Raw genomic sequence first — 15,945 nt, forward strand, 5'->3', positions numbered from 1 at the left:
ATGTCGGATACGAGCACGTCGACCCCGTCGCCCCTCGACGATTCGGGTGTCGATCAGTCGACCCAGCCCAAGCACAGTTGGTTGTCCAGGCTCTACACCGGTACCGGTGCCTTCGACATCGTCGGTCGTCGCCGGTTCTACTACATCCTCACCGGTGTCATCGTGCTGGTGTGCCTGCTGAGTTTCCTCGTGCGCGGCTTCACCCTCGGTATCGACTTCGAGGGCGGAACTCGCATCGCGCTGCCCGCCGCCGACAACATCTCCACCGAGCGGGTCGAGACCGTCTTCAACGACACGCTCGGGACGGATCCGGTGTCGGTACAGACCGTCGGCTCGGGGGCGGCAGCGACGGTGCAGATTCGCTCCGAAGCTCTCGACCCCAGTGAAGTGGACAGTTTGCGGCAGGCGTTGTTCCAGGCTTTTCAGCCACAGGACAGCAGCGGCACCGCAACGCCCAATGCCATCAGCGTGTCCGATGTCAGTGAGACCTGGGGGAGCCAGATCACCCAGAAGGCGTTGATCGCCCTGGCGGTGTTCTTGGTCATCGTCAGCATCTACATCGCGATCCGATACGAGCGAGACATGGCATTCGCTGCCCTGGCTGCTCTCGGTTTCGACTTGGTCGTCACCGCGGGCGTCTACTCGCTCGTCGGATTCGAGGTGACTCCGGCGACGGTCATCGGCTTGCTGACGATTCTCGGCTTCTCGCTGTACGACTCGGTGGTGGTGTTCGACAAGGTCGAGGAGAACACGCGCGGCATCCTGAATCTGCATCGAAAGACGTTCGCGGAGCAGGCCAACCTCGCGGTCAACCAGACTCTGATGCGCTCGATCAACACGACGGTGATCGGTGTGCTTCCGGTGCTCGCGCTCATGGTCATCGCCGTGTGGCTCCTCGGGGTCGGCACACTGAAAGACCTGGCGCTGGTACAGCTCGTCGGCATGATCGTCGGTGCATATTCGTCGATCTTCTTCGCCACCCCGCTGCTGGTGACACTCAAGGAGAAGTGGGGTCCGGTCGCCGCGCACACTCGGAAGGTGCACTCCAAGCGAGCGGAGGCCGCTGCTCGCGCAGCCGGACTCGCGCCGGAGCCGGTGGCCGTCGGAGTGTCGACCACCAAGGGGTCGACCCCGCAGCCGGGAAACCGACCTACCGGAAAGCGAAACAAGAAGCGACGGTAGACAGCCATTCTCGACTGGGACGGAGCGTGCACGTGAAACGCAGGTGGAGCGCAGCACTGGTGGCAGCCAGCGCTGCGGCAGTGTCCATCACCGCGTGTTCGCCGGCCGGGGACAAAGTGCCCTCGATCGGCTATTCGTTCGACAATGTCGTCGATACGTACAACGCGCGAACCGTCGACGGCGCGTCCTCGGGGGCCAGACAGGCGTTCACCCGAGTGCAGGTGGGCTTCAACTACCTCGGTCCCGAGGGAGGTGCGCTCTCGGACAACGACATCGGCACCGAGACTGTTGTACCCGGGGACACGTTGACCGTGCAGTACTCCATTGCCCCGGCCGCGACCTACTCCGACGGTGCCCCGATGGCCTGCGACGACCTGGTCCTTGCCTGGGCGGCGAACAGCGGCCGATTCGCCACCGATCGCCCCATGTTCGACGCGGCGTCGACGGCGGGTTACTCGGACATCGACCGGATCGACTGCGTCCCCGGTGGCAAGGAAGCCACGGTCGTGTTCGCTCCGGGGCGCAACTATCAGAACTGGCGCGCGCTGTTCGGTGCCACCGATCTACTGCCCGCACACGTCGCCGCTCGGGCTGCCGGAGTGCCGAACGTCGTGGATCCGATCCTGGCCGACGACACGGATGTCGTGAGTCGGATCGCCGACTTCTGGAACACCGGGTGGACCCTGACGCCGGGCTCGATCGACACCTCGTTGCTGCCCTCGGCCGGGCCGTATCGAGTCGAGTCGTACACCGAGGAGGGCGGTCTCGTTCTCGTCGCCAACGATGCCTGGTGGGGAATTCCGCCGGAGACCGAGCAGGTCGTCGTCTGGCCCCGGGGCACCGACACCGCGGCGAAGGTGGCGGACGGGTCCCTGGACGTGATCGATCAGGGCACCGGTGCCTTCGACGCCGTCGGTGAGACCGAGGGATTCGCCACCACCTCGCAGCCGTCACGAGGCGTCGAACAGTTGACCTTCGCCACGACGGGGGCGCTGGCCGAGGCGAGCGCGCGCCGGGCGGTGGCCGCGTGCATCCCGAGATCTGATCTGTTCGACACCCTGGGACACCCCGGCTCGCAGGCAGCGAGTGCCGGTCTCGGTTCGGGCGTTGTCGATGCCCGGCTCGTCGAGCCCGACACGCTGCAGTATCCATCGGTGGCAACGGTGATCGGTGATCGCTATCAGCGCTCGAATCTGGATCAGGCGAGCAAGGAACTCGCCGCTGCAGGCGAGAGTGCCCTGACCGTCCGGGTCGGGTACCGGGCCCCGGACGCGCGCCGCGCCCAGGAGGTGAGCCGGATGGCCACCGACTGCGCGGCTGCGGGCATCACGATCCAGGACGCGAGCTCGACCGAGTTCACCCCGTCCGCCCTCCGCGACGGCGCGGTCGACGCGGTTCTCGGCAACACCGGTTCGCTACCGGGACCCTCGGGTTCGGCTTCCGGAGTACTCGCACGATATTCGCTGCGGACGGGGATAGGCCTGAACTTCGGTGGTTACAGCAACGGCAGGATCGACGCCATCGTCGATCAATTGGCCGTGACCGACGATCCGGAGCGGATACTGGCCCTCGCCACCGAGGGCGAGAACATTCTGTGGAACGACATGCCGTCGCTACCGCTGTACAACGAGCCGCGGACCACCGTCGTCAGTGACGGAATGCAGGACGTGGTGGCCAACCCGACGGCAGCAGGTGCCGGATGGAACATGGATCGGTGGGTTCTTCTTCGATGAACGAAACAGCAGACGGATCGGGCGCAGCCGCTGCGGTAGCTCGGCTGACGCGGTGGGTGGAGGACTTTCCCGTTCCCGGTGTGCGTTTCGGTGATCTGACGCCGGTGTTCGCCGATGGCCCTGCGCTGCGCACGGTGGTGTCGGAACTGGCACGGGGATTCGGCGATGTCGATCTGGTGGCGGGCATCGATGCACGTGGGTTCCTGTTGGGTGCGGGCGTGGCGCTCGAACTCGGCTGCGGGGTGCTCGCGGTGCGCAAGGCCGGAAAATTGCCGCCTCCGGTGCACACTCGGGCCTACGATCTCGAATACGGCACCGCCGAGTTGCAGATCCCGACGGCGATCGACGTCGCCGGACGCCGGGTGCTGGTGGTGGACGATGTGCTGGCCACCGGCGGTACCGTCGACGCGACAGCACGGCTGTTGGCCGATCAAGGCGCGGTGATAGTCGGCGCGTCCGTCGTGCTCGAGATCGGAGCCCTGAACGGTCGCGACAGGTGCAGTGGTTACCCGCTCGACTGCCTGGTTCGTGTATGAGGACTAAAGTCTGTATGTAGTGCGATCACCGGATCCGTCCGGCGACAGTGTGGAACGTGTGGCAGGAGGTGATGAGAGTGACCCGTTACATCGATCAGCCCTTGCCTGATGGGTCTGCCGTCCCCGAGCGGCCGGACACCGTCGAGCGGGCCGAGGACGTGGCAACGGCAGCCGATGAGGCCGTGACCACGTCTGGCAGCGAGCCGGCAGTGGGGTCCGCGGATGCGCGCCCGTCCGCCGCAGCCCCACGGGTGCCGAACGACGCCCAGGCTCCCTCCGGGACGCGTAGTTCGCCGCCGGTGCCGACGTCGGCCTCGCGACGGGTACGTGCACGTCTGGCGCGTCGCATCACCGCCGGCCGCAGCGCAGCGGTCAAGCCGGTGCTCGAGCCGCTGGTCAGCCTGCATCGTGAGCTGTACCCCAAAGCCGATCTCGCGCTGCTGCAGCGCGCTTACGACGTCGCCGACGAGCTGCATGCATCGCAGATGCGTAAATCCGGCGATCCGTACATCACCCATCCGCTTGCCGTGGCGAACATTTTGGCGGAGCTGGGAATGGACACCACCACCCTGGTGGCGGCGCTGCTGCACGACACCGTCGAGGACACGGGTTATTCGCTTGCCACGTTGACCGAAGAATTCGGCGACGAGGTGTCCCATCTGGTCGACGGCGTGACCAAACTGGACAAGGTCGTGCTGGGGACCGCGGCCGAGGGCGAGACCATCCGCAAGATGATCATCGCGATGGCGCGGGATCCCCGAGTGCTGGTCATCAAGGTCGCGGACCGACTGCACAACATGCGTACCATGCGTTTTCTGCCACCGGAGAAGCAGGCGCGAAAAGCGAAGGAAACGCTGGAAGTCATTGCGCCGCTTGCTCATCGGCTCGGAATGGCGACGGTCAAATGGGAGCTGGAGGATCTGGCTTTTGCCATTCTGCACCCCAAGAAGTACGACGAGATCGTGCGCCTCGTCGCGGACCGGGCACCGTCGCGCGACACCTACCTCGAAAAGGTACGAGCCGAGATCAACGCGACCCTGTCTGCGTCGCGAATCAGCGCGGTGGTCGAGGGCAGGCCGAAGCACTACTGGTCGATCTATCAGAAGATGATCGTCAAAGGTCGCGACTTCGACGACATCCACGACCTCGTGGGCGTACGGATTCTGTGCGACGAGATTCGCGACTGCTACGCCGCGGTGGGCGTCGTGCATTCGTTGTGGCAGCCCATGGCCGGCCGCTTCAAGGACTACATCGCTCAGCCACGCTACGGGGTGTATCAGTCGCTGCACACCACGGTGATCGGCCCGGAGGGTAAGCCACTGGAGGTGCAGATCCGCACCCGGGACATGCACCGGACGGCGGAGTTCGGAATCGCCGCGCATTGGCGGTACAAGGAGACCAAGGGCAAACACTCCCAGGACAACACCGAGGTCGACGACATGGCGTGGATGCGCCAGTTGCTCGATTGGCAGCGGGAAGCCGCCGATCCCGGCGAGTTCCTCGAGTCGCTGCGATACGACCTCGCGGTCAAGGAGATCTTCGTCTTCACACCCAAGGGAGACGTCGTCACGCTGCCCGCAGGCTCGTGTCCGGTCGACTTCGCGTATGCGGTGCATACCGAGGTGGGCCATCGGTGTATCGGTGCCCGGGTCAACGGTCGACTCGTCGCGCTCGAGCGCACTCTGGACAACGGTGAAGTGGTCGAGGTCTTCACCTCCAAAGCCGCATCCGCCGGCCCCAGCCGCGACTGGCAGGGATTCGTGGTGTCGCCGCGGGCGAAGACCAAGATTCGCCAGTGGTTCGCGAAGGAACGCCGCGAGGAAGCGCTGGAGGCAGGTAAGGACGCCATCGCGAAGGAAGTGCGCCGAGGCGGACTTCCGTTGCAGCGGTTGATGAATGCCGAATCCATGTCCGGGATCGCGCACGAACTACGGTATGTCGACGTCTCTGCGCTCTACACCGCCGTCGGTGAGAACCATGTATCCGCGCAGCACGTGGTGCAGCGCCTGGTGGCCCATCTCGGTGGTGTCGGCGACGTCGAGGAAGAACTCGCGGAGCGTTCGACCCCGTCCACCATTCCGACGCGGCCGCGTCAGGTCGGCGATGCCGGAGTGCTGGTCACCGGGGCGGAGGGCATCGTTGCCAAACTCGCCAAGTGCTGCACCCCGGTGCCGGGCGACGAAATCCTCGGATTCGTCACCCGCGGTGGGTCGGTGAGCGTCCACCGTACCGACTGCACCAACGCCCGTTCGCTCGAGGAGCAGTCCGAGCGGTTCATCGAGGTGCAGTGGGCGCCGTCGGCCTCGTCGGTGTTTCTGGTCGCCATTCAGATCGAGGCACTCGACCGGCACCGGCTGCTCTCCGATGTCACCAAAGCGTTGGCCGACGAGAGGGTCAACATCCTCTCGGCGTCCGTCGCTACCTCGGGAGACAGGGTTGCGATCAGCAAGTTCACCTTCGAGATGGGAGATCCCAAGCATCTCGGTCACGTGTTGAACGTCGTTCGCAACGTCGAGGGCGTGTACGACGTCTATCGGCTCACATCGGCAGCCTGAGAACACACCACACGGGAGAGAGGGTGAGCGATGTTTCTGCTCACCCTCTCGCACCGCCCGATATGAGCTACGCCGTTGCTGATTCGATGATCACCGGGTCCGCAGGCGCACCGTCCTCGGAGCCTCCGGCCACCCCTGCCGCCGCGATGGCGTCGAGGGTCTGCAGACCACTCTCGGAGATGGTCCCGAACACGGTGTACTGCGGTGGCAACACCGAATCGGCGTACACCAGGAAGAACTGACTGCCGTTGGTATCCGGTCCGGCGTTGGCCATTGCAAGCGTCCCGCGCGGGTAGACCACTGGATTCTGCGCCTGACCGGGATCGTCGGCGTACGCAGTCGTCGGGTATTCGTTGGCGAAGCTGTATCCCGGACCGCCCCGACCGGATCCGGAGGGATCACCGCACTGCAGCACCTCGAGACCCGGTGACGTCGTCAACCGATGACAGGGCGTGCCGTCGAAGTACCCCTGCTGAACCAGGCTCAGGACGCTGTTGACCGTGCAGGGGGCCTGCGTCCGGTCCATGGTGATGTCTATCGGACCTCGAGAGGTCGACAGCGCCACATCCACGGTTCCGAACACGTCCACATTGTCCGTCGGAGGTGGGTTGACCTCCTTCGCGGCAGGCGGCTGTTCCGGATACGCACAGGACACCACGTCGGTCGTCGGCTGCGGCACGGCCGGCAGTGCGCCGAATCGAGACAAATCCAGAACCGGGGCCTGCGACTGTCGAGGCGTCGTCGCCTGAGGGGTCGTCGTCGATGAGGACGTTGCGGCCGGTACGGCAGAAGGCTCCGACGACGAAGAACAACCTGCCAACATCAGCGCCGCGGCCGAAACTGCGACCACGAGCGAGGAGGTTCGGTTCACAAATCGCTCACTATGTTCGTGACGTCGACGGGCTCCGCGGGCGGTCCGTCCGATCCGCCGCCCTGCACTCCCTTGGCCGCGATGGCGTCGAGGGTCGCAAGTCCGGTCTCGTCGATGGTGCCGAATGCGGTGTAGGCAGGCGGCAGTTCCGAGTCGCCGTAGACGAGGAAGAACTGGCTGCCGTTGGTTCCGGGACCCGCATTGGCCATCGCCAACGTCCCTCGCGGGTACGTGATCGGAGTTTGCGCCGCGGGGTCGCCCTCCGCGAAGGTATCGGTGGGGAATTCGTCGGCGAACTGGTAACCCGGCCCACCCTGTCCGGTGCCGGTGGGATCGCCGCACTGCAGAACCTTCAGACCGGGGCCAGTGGTCAGCCGGTGGCAGGTGGTGCCGTCGAAGTATCCCTGATTGGCGAGCGAGACGAAGCTGTTCACGGTGCACGGCGACTCGGGGTTGTTCAGTGTCAACCCGATGTTGCCCGCCGTGGTCTCCATGCTGTAGCTCAGTGGTTCGTCACTGGTGGGCACGTTGTCGGTGCGCGGGGGTGTGTTCTCCTTGGCCGCAGGCCCGGCCGCGGCCGGGTACGAGCAGTTCACCGTCTCGGGCAGCGGTTCGGTGCGTCCCGATGCGATGAGGGAGTCGGCGGAGGCCGAGGTGGTCGACGCCGAAGCGGTGCTCGCATCGTCGTCTCCTCGGGTCACCACGTACACGACCGAGACCACTGCCACGACCGCGACGACACCGAGGATGGAACCGGCGATCGTCAATTGCTTACGACGCCGCGCGCGCTCTGCGCGGCGTACGAGTTGGCGTTCGAGCTTTCGTTTGGCAGCCTCGCGCCGTTGCTCGTTGCTGGGCAATTCGTGTTCCTCCCACTTGTCCGAAGATCGACCTCGCCCGCTCGCTGCACGGACCGATCAGGTGGTACCGGCCGATAATCGGCCAACGCGAGTTTGCCATTGCTGCCTGAGAGCATGCTGGGGGGACCCGATCGGAACGGTCCCACTAAGCTTGGTCGGTACTTCGGCCTCAGCCTTTAGGAGCGATTGGTTTGCTCGTCACCGGATTCCCCGCAGGGATGTTTCAGACGAACTGTTACATCCTCGCCCAGGACGACGCGTCCGAGTGTGTCATCGTCGATCCCGGCCAGGACGCCGCGGATCCGCTGATCGACTTTCTGACGCGGTCCTCGCTGACTCCCACGGCGGTATTGCTCACGCATGGCCATCTCGACCACACGTGGTCGGTGGAACCGATCTGCCAGAAATTCGGCATTGCGGCGTACATCGCACCGGAGGATCGGTACATGCTGTCGGATCCGGTCAAGGGGACGGGTCCGGCGTTGGCCGCCGTGCTGGGCGATGCCGAGTTTCGCGAACCGGACGAGGTGATCGAGCTCGTGGACAGGCAACAGCTCGAGCTCGCGGGAATCGAGTTCACGGTGATTCACACCCCTGGGCACACCCAGGGTTCGGTTGTGTTCCTCAGTCGGGCGGACGGCCCGGACGGCTCGGTCCCGTTGGCGCTGACCGGTGACACGCTCTTTGCCGGATCCATCGGAAGAACCGATCTGCCGGGCGGCGACCACGACCAGCTCTTGCGGTCCATCGCGTCCCGGTTGTTGCCGCTCGACGACGCCACCGTGGTACTTCCAGGCCATGGAGGCCAGAGTTCGATCGGTCAGGAGCGCGGGTCCAATCCTTTCCTCGTTGGACTCGGCGACCCCGATCAAGGGAAGGTGTGACCGTGAGCAAGCCGACCGCCTTTTCTGCGCCCAAGGGCATCCCTGATTACTTTCCGCCGCACTCGGCCGAGTTCGTCGCGGTACGGGAAGGGCTGCTCGATGCCGCCCGTACCGCCGGCTACGGCCACATCGAACTGCCGATCTTCGAGGACACCGGGCTGTTCGCCCGTGGAGTCGGGGAGTCGACCGATGTGGTGAGCAAGGAGATGTACACCTTCGCCGACCGTGGCGACAGATCGGTGACGCTGCGTCCCGAGGGGACCGCCGGAGTCATGCGTGCGGTGATCGAGCACGGACTGGACCGGGGGGCTCTGCCGGTCAAGCTGGCCTACGCCGGGCCGTTCTTTCGCTACGAGCGTCCGCAGGCCGGCCGGTATCGGCAACTTCAGCAGGTGGGAGTCGAGGCGATCGGCATCGACGATCCGGCTCTGGACGCCGAGGTCATCGCCGTGGCCGATGCAGGCTTCCGAGCCCTCGGGCTCACCGGATTCCGGCTCGAGATCACTTCCCTCGGCGATGACACGTGTCGACCACAGTATCGAGAGCTGTTGCAGCAGTTCCTCTTCGCGCTCGACTTGGACGAGGAAACCCGTCGGCGCGCCGAGATCAATCCGCTGCGGGTGCTCGACGACAAGCGGCCGGAGGTGCGCGCGATGACTGCCGACGCACCGCTGATGCTCGATCACCTCTCGGTGTCGGCGAAAGAGCACTTCGACGAGGTGCTGGCCTACCTGGACGTGATGAACGTTCCGTACCTGGTGAATCCGCGCATGGTGCGCGGGTTGGATTACTACACCAAGACGACGTTCGAGTTCGTGCACGATGGTTTGGGCGCGCAATCCGGTATCGGCGGCGGCGGGCGCTACGACGGCCTGATGGAGCAGCTGGGGGGACAGGCGCTGTCGGGTATCGGATTCGGTCTCGGCGTCGATCGAACCGTTCTCGCCCTCGCCGCGGAGGGCAAGACCGCAGGAGCGACCTCGCGGTGCCAGGTTTTCGGCGTTCCGATGGGGGCCGATGCAAAGCTGACGATCGTCGACATCGCGGCGCAGTTGCGCGAGCGAGGTATCGCCGTCGACATGGCCTACGGAAACCGCGGCATCAAGGGTGCCATGAAAGCCGCCGACCGCTCCGGAGCACGCTATGCACTGGTGTTGGGCGAGCAGGAGTTGGCGGCGGAATCGGTTCTGGTGAAGGACCTCACGAACGGCGAACAGGACACCGTTGCGTTGGCCGACGTGGTCGATGCTCTCGGGACGCGCCTTGGCCGGTGAACCTCGGCCCGGGCCCGGTCCGATAGCTCTGGATCTGGTCTCTGCGGACCTCTTGGCACCGAAACTGCGCAAGGTCGTGCTCGGTGCGCTCGCGGTAGCGATCGTGCTCGCCGTCGTCTTGGCGCTGTTCCTCCCGATGTGGGTGGCAGTTGTCGTCGGCGTTGCGGTGGGTGGTCCGGTCGTGGTGTCGGGCTGGCTGGGTCTACGCCGCAGGGTGTGGCTCGACGGATCCCGATTGTGCTCCCGGGGTATACGAACCCGCAGGCTGAAGATGCCCGAGGTGGTGACGGCCGAGCTGACCGTGCGGACGGCCCGAATCGACCAGATCTCGTTGCGGCTCTACGACGGACGCACCCGAATCGTCGTGCCGTTGGCGCTTTACACCAACGGTGGCGGCCGCGAACTGCCGATTCTGGCGTTGCGGACACTCGCCGACTCGCTGTGGACCACCGAGCTGGTACCGGCCGCGGCCATCGCCTCGGTACTGGTGGATCAGTTGCGAGCCGAGGCACGAGATGCCGGACTCGACGAGCGGCCGCTCTATCGCGCGATCGATCTGGTGCGCAGCAAGGGCCGCACTCCGCAGGCGACGCTCACCGACCGGGAGGTCGCTCGGCTGCTCGACTGAGCTGTGGTCAGGTCACCAGGAATGCATCGAGCACGACGGCCCCGGCCGATCGTGATCCGGAGGTGACGACCAGCGCCCGGTTGAGATAGGCGAATTTCGGAACCGCCGTTGCCACCCGCAGCGTGCCGCGGAAGTAATAGGTTGCGGGGTCCACTTCTCGATCGGGATCACCGAGTGCCTCGATGATCTCGGCCGGGCCGAATTGAACTCCGCGATAGTCCAGTGAAAGGTAGCCGCCGGTAGCGAGTTCGAGGACGAGGTCGCTGCTGAACTCGGTGCACCCGTCGGGCCGCGTCACACTGACGACGGTCGACCCGGCAGCAAGGGTCCCCTCGATGTCCGGGCCGGGGGCGGCACCGCCGAGCACGGTGGTGACCAGTCGCTCGCCTTCGGGCACCGAGCCGATGTCGAGTGCGGGGCCGAGGGTCAATCCGAGTCGCAGAATGGGTTCGAGCGTCGGTGTGTTCGGGGCGGTCACGGTGGTGCACTCCTAGAATCGACTGAGGGCCTACGCTATCGCCCTTCGGCGACCACGCCCGATCGGGTACAGGCGACCCGGTGCCGACCTTGACACGGGATAGAACACATGTTCGACTATGTGTATGCGATGGGCCGGTCAGAGTCTCGATGCCGCCGATGACGGCGCGCTACCGGGTCTCGAGCGATCGGGGCTGGTCCGTAGCGTGCAGACACCGGAGTTCGAGGGCATCACCTTTCACGAGGTGCTGTGCAAGAGCGCGCTGAACGAAGTCCCGGGCGAATCGAGGTTACCGTTCTCGTGGACGGTCAACCCGATGCGTGGGTGCTCGCACGCGTGTCGGTACTGCTTCGCCCGGCCCACACACGAGTATCTGGATCTGGACTCCGGCAACGACTTCGACTCTCAGATCGTTGTCAAGACGAACGTGGCTGCGGTGCTGCGCAAGGAACTTTCCCGCAGATCGTGGAAGCGCGAGCCGGTCGCACTCGGGACCAATACCGACCCGTACCAGCGGGCGGAGGGGCGTTACCGCTTGATGCCGGGCATCATTCGTGCGCTGACCGAATCGGGGACACCGTTCTCGATACTCACCAAGGGCACACTGTTGCGTCGCGATCTACCTCTGCTGACCTTGGCTGCCCAGCAGGTGGACGTACATGTCAGTATCAGCCTCGCCATCCACGACGCCGATCTGCAGAAGCAGCTCGAACCCGGAACACCCAGTCCCCGCGCACGATTGGACCTGATCCGCGCTGTCCGAGACGCAGGTCTCGAGTGCGGTGTTCTGGTGGCACCGGTGATCCCCTTCCTGACCGACGGTGCCAAGCAACTCGACGGCCTGATCGGGGCACTGGCCGAGGCGGGAGCGACGACTGTGACGGCGCTTCCGATGCATCTACGGTCGAGCACCAAGGACTGGTACATGAACTGGCTGGTGAAAGAACATCCTGCGTTGGTACGCAGATACCGCCAGCTGTACGGGCACGGGGCGTACGTGACCCCGGAGTACAAGCGGTGGCTCGCAGCGAGAATCGATCCGCTGCTCGACACCTACGGGTTCGCCGCCGAACAGACCCGCCCGTTGCCTGCGAACGAGCCTGCCGAATCGCGCGAGTTGGTGACCTCGGGTCCGGCTCTCACCTTGTTCTGATCGGTGCCTGTTCAGGGGTTGTCGAGATCGCGCGCCGAGAACGTGTCACATGCCGACACCTGTCCGGTCTGGTATCCCGTGGCGAACCAGGCCTGACGCTGAGCTGACGAGCCGTGCGTCCAGCCCTCGGGGTTGACGCGACCGGTCGACGCCTGCTGAATCCGGTCGTCGCCCACCGAGGACGCGGCCGAGAGGGCGTCGTCGATATCGGTACGGGTCAGCGGCTCGAGAAAGGGCACTCCGGTGTCCGGGTCGACGATGTTCGACGCGTAGTGCGCCCAGATGCCGGCATAGCAATCGGCCTGCAATTCCACCCGGACGCCGCCGGACTCGGGCCCCTGTGGATCGGTCTGCGCTCGCCCGATATCGCCCAGCTGGTTCTGGATGTGGTGGCCGATCTCGTGCGCCACGACGTACTCCTGGGCCAGGGGGCCACCGCTGGAGCCGAATTGGTCCACCAGTACCTGAAAGAAACTCGTGTCGAAGTACGCCGTCGAATCGGCCGGGCAGTAGAACGGCCCGACGGCGCTGGTGGCGTTACCGCAACCGGTGTTGATCGAACCCGAGAACAGTCGCACCGGGGGTTGGACGTAGGCGACACCGGTCTGGGACTGCAGCTGCGATTCCCACACGGTGTCCAGGCTCGATACCGTGAACCCGATACGGCAGTCGATCTTGCGGTTCGCGTCTGCCTCAGTGTCACAGCCCTCCAACGTCCCCGATGCTCCGGTGTCCACCTGACCGGCGGAGCTGTCGCCGCCACTGATCTGATTGAGAATCGAGCCCGGATCGCCACCGAACAGCAACGCGAGAACGATGACGACCAGGCCTCCCGCACCGCCGCCGATGGCCAGTTTGCCGCCCCGTCCGCCGCCCCCGCGGCCGCCGACGGACACTCGGCCCCGTTCCATCCGCGAACCTTCTCTGAAGGTCATGTCCGAGATCCTCTCCGCCCGTGCCCCGCTGTGGTGGGGACCGAAATCGCCACTGTCGGCCATAGCTTCGCATGCGGGGCACGATCTCGTTTCCTTCTACGGTCATGTCCTCCGTAGGATCGGTCAGCGAAGAACACGATCAACGGATTTTTCTCGAAAGGACACCCGTGCTGCGCACCCACCTCGCCGGCTCATTACGCCCCGAGCACGTCGACCGAACCGTGACGCTGACGGGATGGGTGGCCCGTCGACGCGATCACGGCGGAGTCATCTTCATCGACCTACGGGACGCGTCCGGTGTCTCCCAGGTGGTCTTCCGAGAGGGCGCGGCACTCGAGCAGGCCCACCGGCTTCGCTCCGAGTACGTCGTGAAGGTGACCGGCAAGGTCGAGGGGCGTCCGGAGGGCAACGCGAACTACGAGATTCCCACCGGTGCGATCGAGGTCGAAGCAACCGAGATCGAGGTGCTGTCCGAGGCTGCGCCGCTGCCGTTCCAGCTCGACGATCAGCCGGGCGAGGAAGCGCGTCTGAAGTATCGCTACCTCGATCTGCGTCGTGAGGGACCGGGGCGTGCGATCCGCCTGCGCTCGCACGTCAACGCCGCAGCCCGTTCGGTGCTCGCCCATCACGAGTTCGTCGAGGTGGAGACGCCGACGTTGACTCGATCCACTCCCGAGGGTGCACGCGACTTCCTGGTTCCGGCGAGGTTGCAGCCCGGCAGCTTCTACGCACTGCCGCAGAGTCCGCAGCTGTTCAAGCAGTTGTTGATGGTCGGCGGCATCGAGCGGTACTACCAGATAGCTCGCTGCTACCGCGACGAGGATTTCCGCGCAGACCGCCAACCCGAGTTCACCCAGCTCGATGTCGAGATGAGCTTCGTCACTCAAGACGACGTCATGCTGCTGGCCGAGGAAATTCTGGCTGCGCTGTGGAAACTGGTCGGGCACCACTTCACCGCGCCGATCCCGCGGATCACGTACGCCGAGGCCATGCGCCGTTACGGTTCGGACAAGCCCGATCTCCGATTCGACATCGAACTGGTCGAGTGCACGGACTTCTTCTCCGAGACCACGTTCCGTGTGTTCCAGGCTCCGTACGTCGGTGCGGTCGTCATGCCCGGCGGCGCGTCGCAGCCGCGCAAGCAGTTGGATCGCTGGCAGGAATTCGCCAAACAACGTGGACACAAGGGCCTGGCCTACGTTCTCGTCGGTGAAGACGGCACTCTGGGTGGCCCGGTTGCCAAGAACCTGACCGATGCCGAGCGCGACGGCCTGGCCGCGCACGTCGGTGCGAACAACGGCGATGCGATCTTCTTCTCCGCGGGTCCGGTCAAGGCGTCGCGCGGATTGCTCGGTGCCGTGCGCGGCGAGATCGCTCGTAAGCTGGACCTGATCGACCCCAAGGCCTGGGCGTTCGTGTGGGTCGTCGACGCTCCGCTGTTCGAGCCCACGTCGGACGCCACTGCCAGTGGTGACGTGGCCGTCGGATCCGGTGCTTGGACCGCGGTCCACCATGCGTTCACCTCGCCGAAGCCGGAGTCGATGGACACCTTCGACACCGACCCCGGTTCTGCCCTGGCGTATGCCTACGACATCGTCTGCAACGGCAACGAGATCGGCGGCGGCAGTATTCGTATCCACCGCAAGGACATTCAGGAACGGGTGTTCGCGATGATGGGTATCGGCAAGGAAGAAGCTCAGGAGAAGTTCGGCTTTCTGCTCGATGCCTTCAGCTACGGGGCACCGCCGCACGGCGGCATCGCGTTCGGCTGGGATCGCATCACCGCCCTGCTCGCAGGTGTGGATTCCATCCGTGAGGTCATTGCGTTCCCGAAGTCCGGCGGCGGCATCGACCCGTTGACCGACGCGCCGGCACCGATCACGCTGCAGCAGCGTAAGGAATCGGGCGTCGACTTCAAGCCGGAGAAGAAGGAAGAACCGGCCGAGGCCTGAGAAGAGTCGAAAGCGAAGGTCCCCGTAGCGCTCGCTCGTGCTACGGGGACCTTCGTCTGTTCGCGGCAGTTCGTTCGGAAGCAGTCGGGTCAGCGCGCGGGTGACACCGGCGCACCGGTGAGCACGCGGTAGGCGTAGTTGATCGTGATGACCGAGACCGGAAGTGTCACCAGCAGACCCAAGCCGCACAGCAACGCCCCGACGATGTTGATCACTGCCAGAAGCAGCAGGAGCAGAATCAGTGGTCCGATGTTCTTGACGGTCAGGTCGACACTCGACTTGATGGACTCGATCGCTGTCTGGTTTCGGTCGACCAGGAATGTCAGCGCAAAGGTGAGCAGGAATCCGATGATGACGCTGAGCAGGGTTCCCACGAAGGGAATGAAGCTGAGCACAAGGCTCACCACCGCGCCGATCAGCGCCAGGATCGCAATCTGGGGAACATTGGTGAACTGGAAGAACCGCCCGAAGGCAGGTGCTTGCTGCTCGCCCGTCTCGTCCAATGCACCACGCACGAACGCGGCACTGACGAGGTAGGACACGAATGTGGCGATGGCACCGATGACGATCGCCACACCGGAGGTCGTGGCGACGACGGCGGAGTCGCCGCGATCGGCGGCCGCGATTGCAGCGGTCAGCGTCGATGCAAACGTCACGAAGAAGACGAAGATGCCGACGGCCCACACTATGGCGGTGACGCCGAGCCACGGTCCGGCGTTCGCCTTGAACTTGTCGAAGCCGTAGCTCAGCGCCGTACCGACTTCGAGTCGACCGGGATTGGGTGCGAGCGGTGCCTGCCCGAAGCCCTGGTTGCCGTAGTTACCGAAGTTGCCGGGAGGTGGGGGGTAGTTGCCGGGCGGTGGTGGATAGCTGCCCGGCAACTACCCCCCACCTCGTTGCCGGG

At 65.1% G+C, this 15,945-nt stretch carries 14 protein-coding genes; 9 read left to right on the forward strand and 5 right to left on the reverse strand.

What is annotated here, in order from left to right; translation table 11 throughout:
* The 4 genes from secF to J1M87_RS05310 all read left to right on the forward strand — a co-directional run bounded on the left by secF (nt 1) and on the right by J1M87_RS05310 (nt 6,006).
* Nucleotides 1–1,182: a protein translocase subunit SecF gene (gene secF / locus J1M87_RS05295; RefSeq protein ID WP_206488428.1), complete on the forward strand. Its 1,182-nt coding sequence runs from the start codon at nt 1–3 to the stop codon at nt 1,180–1,182.
* A gap of 26 nt (nt 1,183–1,208) precedes the next feature.
* Nucleotides 1,209–2,915, forward strand: a complete 1,707-nt coding sequence (locus J1M87_RS05300) for an ABC transporter substrate-binding protein (RefSeq protein ID WP_206488430.1) — start codon at nt 1,209–1,211, stop codon at nt 2,913–2,915.
* Entirely contained in the window at nt 2,912–3,451 is a 540-nt protein-coding gene (locus tag J1M87_RS05305) for an adenine phosphoribosyltransferase (protein WP_206488432.1), read from the forward strand. Before J1M87_RS05300 ends, J1M87_RS05305 begins: the two co-directional genes overlap by 4 nt.
* 251 nt (nt 3,452–3,702) lie before the next feature.
* Nucleotides 3,703–6,006 (forward strand): RelA/SpoT family protein, encoded by a 2,304-nt coding sequence (locus tag J1M87_RS05310; RefSeq protein WP_307830746.1) that lies wholly within the window; start codon nt 3,703–3,705, stop codon nt 6,004–6,006.
* 67 nt (nt 6,007–6,073) lie between these two features.
* Here J1M87_RS05310 and J1M87_RS05315 read toward each other — a convergent pair whose 3' ends face one another.
* Nucleotides 6,074–6,877, reverse strand: a complete 804-nt coding sequence (locus J1M87_RS05315) for a peptidylprolyl isomerase (RefSeq protein ID WP_206488436.1) — start codon at nt 6,875–6,877, stop codon at nt 6,074–6,076.
* Nucleotides 6,874–7,737, reverse strand: coding sequence for a peptidylprolyl isomerase (locus J1M87_RS05320; RefSeq protein WP_206488438.1), 864 nt, complete (start codon nt 7,735–7,737; stop codon nt 6,874–6,876). The genes J1M87_RS05315 and J1M87_RS05320 overlap by 4 nt, the downstream gene beginning before the upstream one ends.
* Before the next feature lie 191 nt (nt 7,738–7,928).
* On the opposite strand from J1M87_RS05320, the gene J1M87_RS05325 reads away from it, so the two are divergent.
* Genes J1M87_RS05325 through J1M87_RS05335 form a run of 3 tightly spaced genes read left to right on the forward strand, consistent with a single transcriptional unit; the run spans nt 7,929 to nt 10,523 of the window.
* Nucleotides 7,929–8,621 carry an MBL fold metallo-hydrolase gene (locus J1M87_RS05325; protein WP_206488441.1) on the forward strand — a complete coding sequence of 231 codons (693 nt, stop codon included), beginning with the start codon at nt 7,929–7,931 and terminating at the stop codon, nt 8,619–8,621.
* Between the two features lie 2 nt (nt 8,622–8,623).
* Complete coding sequence (gene hisS / locus J1M87_RS05330) at nt 8,624–9,895, forward strand: histidine--tRNA ligase (protein ID WP_206488443.1); 1,272 nt, start codon at nt 8,624–8,626, stop codon at nt 9,893–9,895.
* Entirely contained in the window at nt 9,867–10,523 is a 657-nt protein-coding gene (locus tag J1M87_RS05335; protein ID WP_206488444.1) for a hypothetical protein, read from the forward strand. The genes hisS and J1M87_RS05335 overlap by 29 nt, the downstream gene beginning before the upstream one ends.
* A gap of 7 nt (nt 10,524–10,530) precedes the next feature.
* Here J1M87_RS05335 and J1M87_RS05340 read toward each other — a convergent pair whose 3' ends face one another.
* Entirely contained in the window at nt 10,531–11,001 is a 471-nt protein-coding gene (locus tag J1M87_RS05340; RefSeq protein ID WP_206488446.1) for a DUF3237 domain-containing protein, read from the reverse strand.
* A 124-nt stretch (nt 11,002–11,125) separates the two neighbouring features.
* Here J1M87_RS05340 and J1M87_RS05345 point away from each other — a divergent pair, with 124 nt between their 5' ends.
* Nucleotides 11,126–12,154 carry an Rv2578c family radical SAM protein gene (locus J1M87_RS05345; protein ID WP_206488448.1) on the forward strand — a complete coding sequence of 343 codons (1,029 nt, stop codon included), beginning with the start codon at nt 11,126–11,128 and terminating at the stop codon, nt 12,152–12,154.
* An 11-nt stretch (nt 12,155–12,165) separates the two neighbouring features.
* Here the strand turns inward: J1M87_RS05345 and J1M87_RS05350 are convergent, their stop codons facing one another.
* On the reverse strand, nt 12,166–13,089 hold the full coding sequence (locus J1M87_RS05350; protein ID WP_206488450.1) for a neutral zinc metallopeptidase: 924 nt from the start codon (nt 13,087–13,089) through the stop codon (nt 12,166–12,168).
* 167 nt (nt 13,090–13,256) lie between these two features.
* Here J1M87_RS05350 and aspS point away from each other — a divergent pair, with 167 nt between their 5' ends.
* Nucleotides 13,257–15,041 (forward strand): aspartate--tRNA ligase, encoded by a 1,785-nt coding sequence (aspS, locus tag J1M87_RS05355; protein WP_206488451.1) that lies wholly within the window; start codon nt 13,257–13,259, stop codon nt 15,039–15,041.
* An 89-nt stretch (nt 15,042–15,130) separates the two neighbouring features.
* On the opposite strand, the gene J1M87_RS05360 is transcribed toward aspS, so the two are convergent.
* Nucleotides 15,131–15,922 (reverse strand): hypothetical protein, encoded by a 792-nt coding sequence (locus J1M87_RS05360; protein ID WP_241256324.1) that lies wholly within the window; start codon nt 15,920–15,922, stop codon nt 15,131–15,133.
* Nucleotides 15,923–15,945 lie beyond the last annotated feature (23 nt).

Source organism: Rhodococcus sp. KRD162 (assembly GCF_017168335.1).
Classification (GTDB): Bacteria; Actinomycetota; Actinomycetes; order Mycobacteriales; family Mycobacteriaceae; genus Rhodococcoides.

Bases quoted from the DNA above. Each gene is read 5' to 3' on its own strand.
- J1M87_RS05305 (WP_206488432.1), top strand. From the start codon at position 2,912: ATGAACGAAACAGCAGACGGATCGGGCGCAGCCGCTGCGGTAGCTCGG.
- J1M87_RS05345 (WP_206488448.1), top strand. From the start codon at position 11,126: ATGCGATGGGCCGGTCAGAGTCTCGATGCCGCCGATGACGGCGCGCTA.
- J1M87_RS05335 (WP_206488444.1), top strand. From the start codon at position 9,867: ATGCTCTCGGGACGCGCCTTGGCCGGTGAACCTCGGCCCGGGCCCGGT.
- secF (WP_206488428.1), top strand. From the start codon at position 1: ATGTCGGATACGAGCACGTCGACCCCGTCGCCCCTCGACGATTCGGGT.
- J1M87_RS05350 (WP_206488450.1), bottom strand. From the start codon at position 13,089: ATGACCTTCAGAGAAGGTTCGCGGATGGAACGGGGCCGAGTGTCCGTC.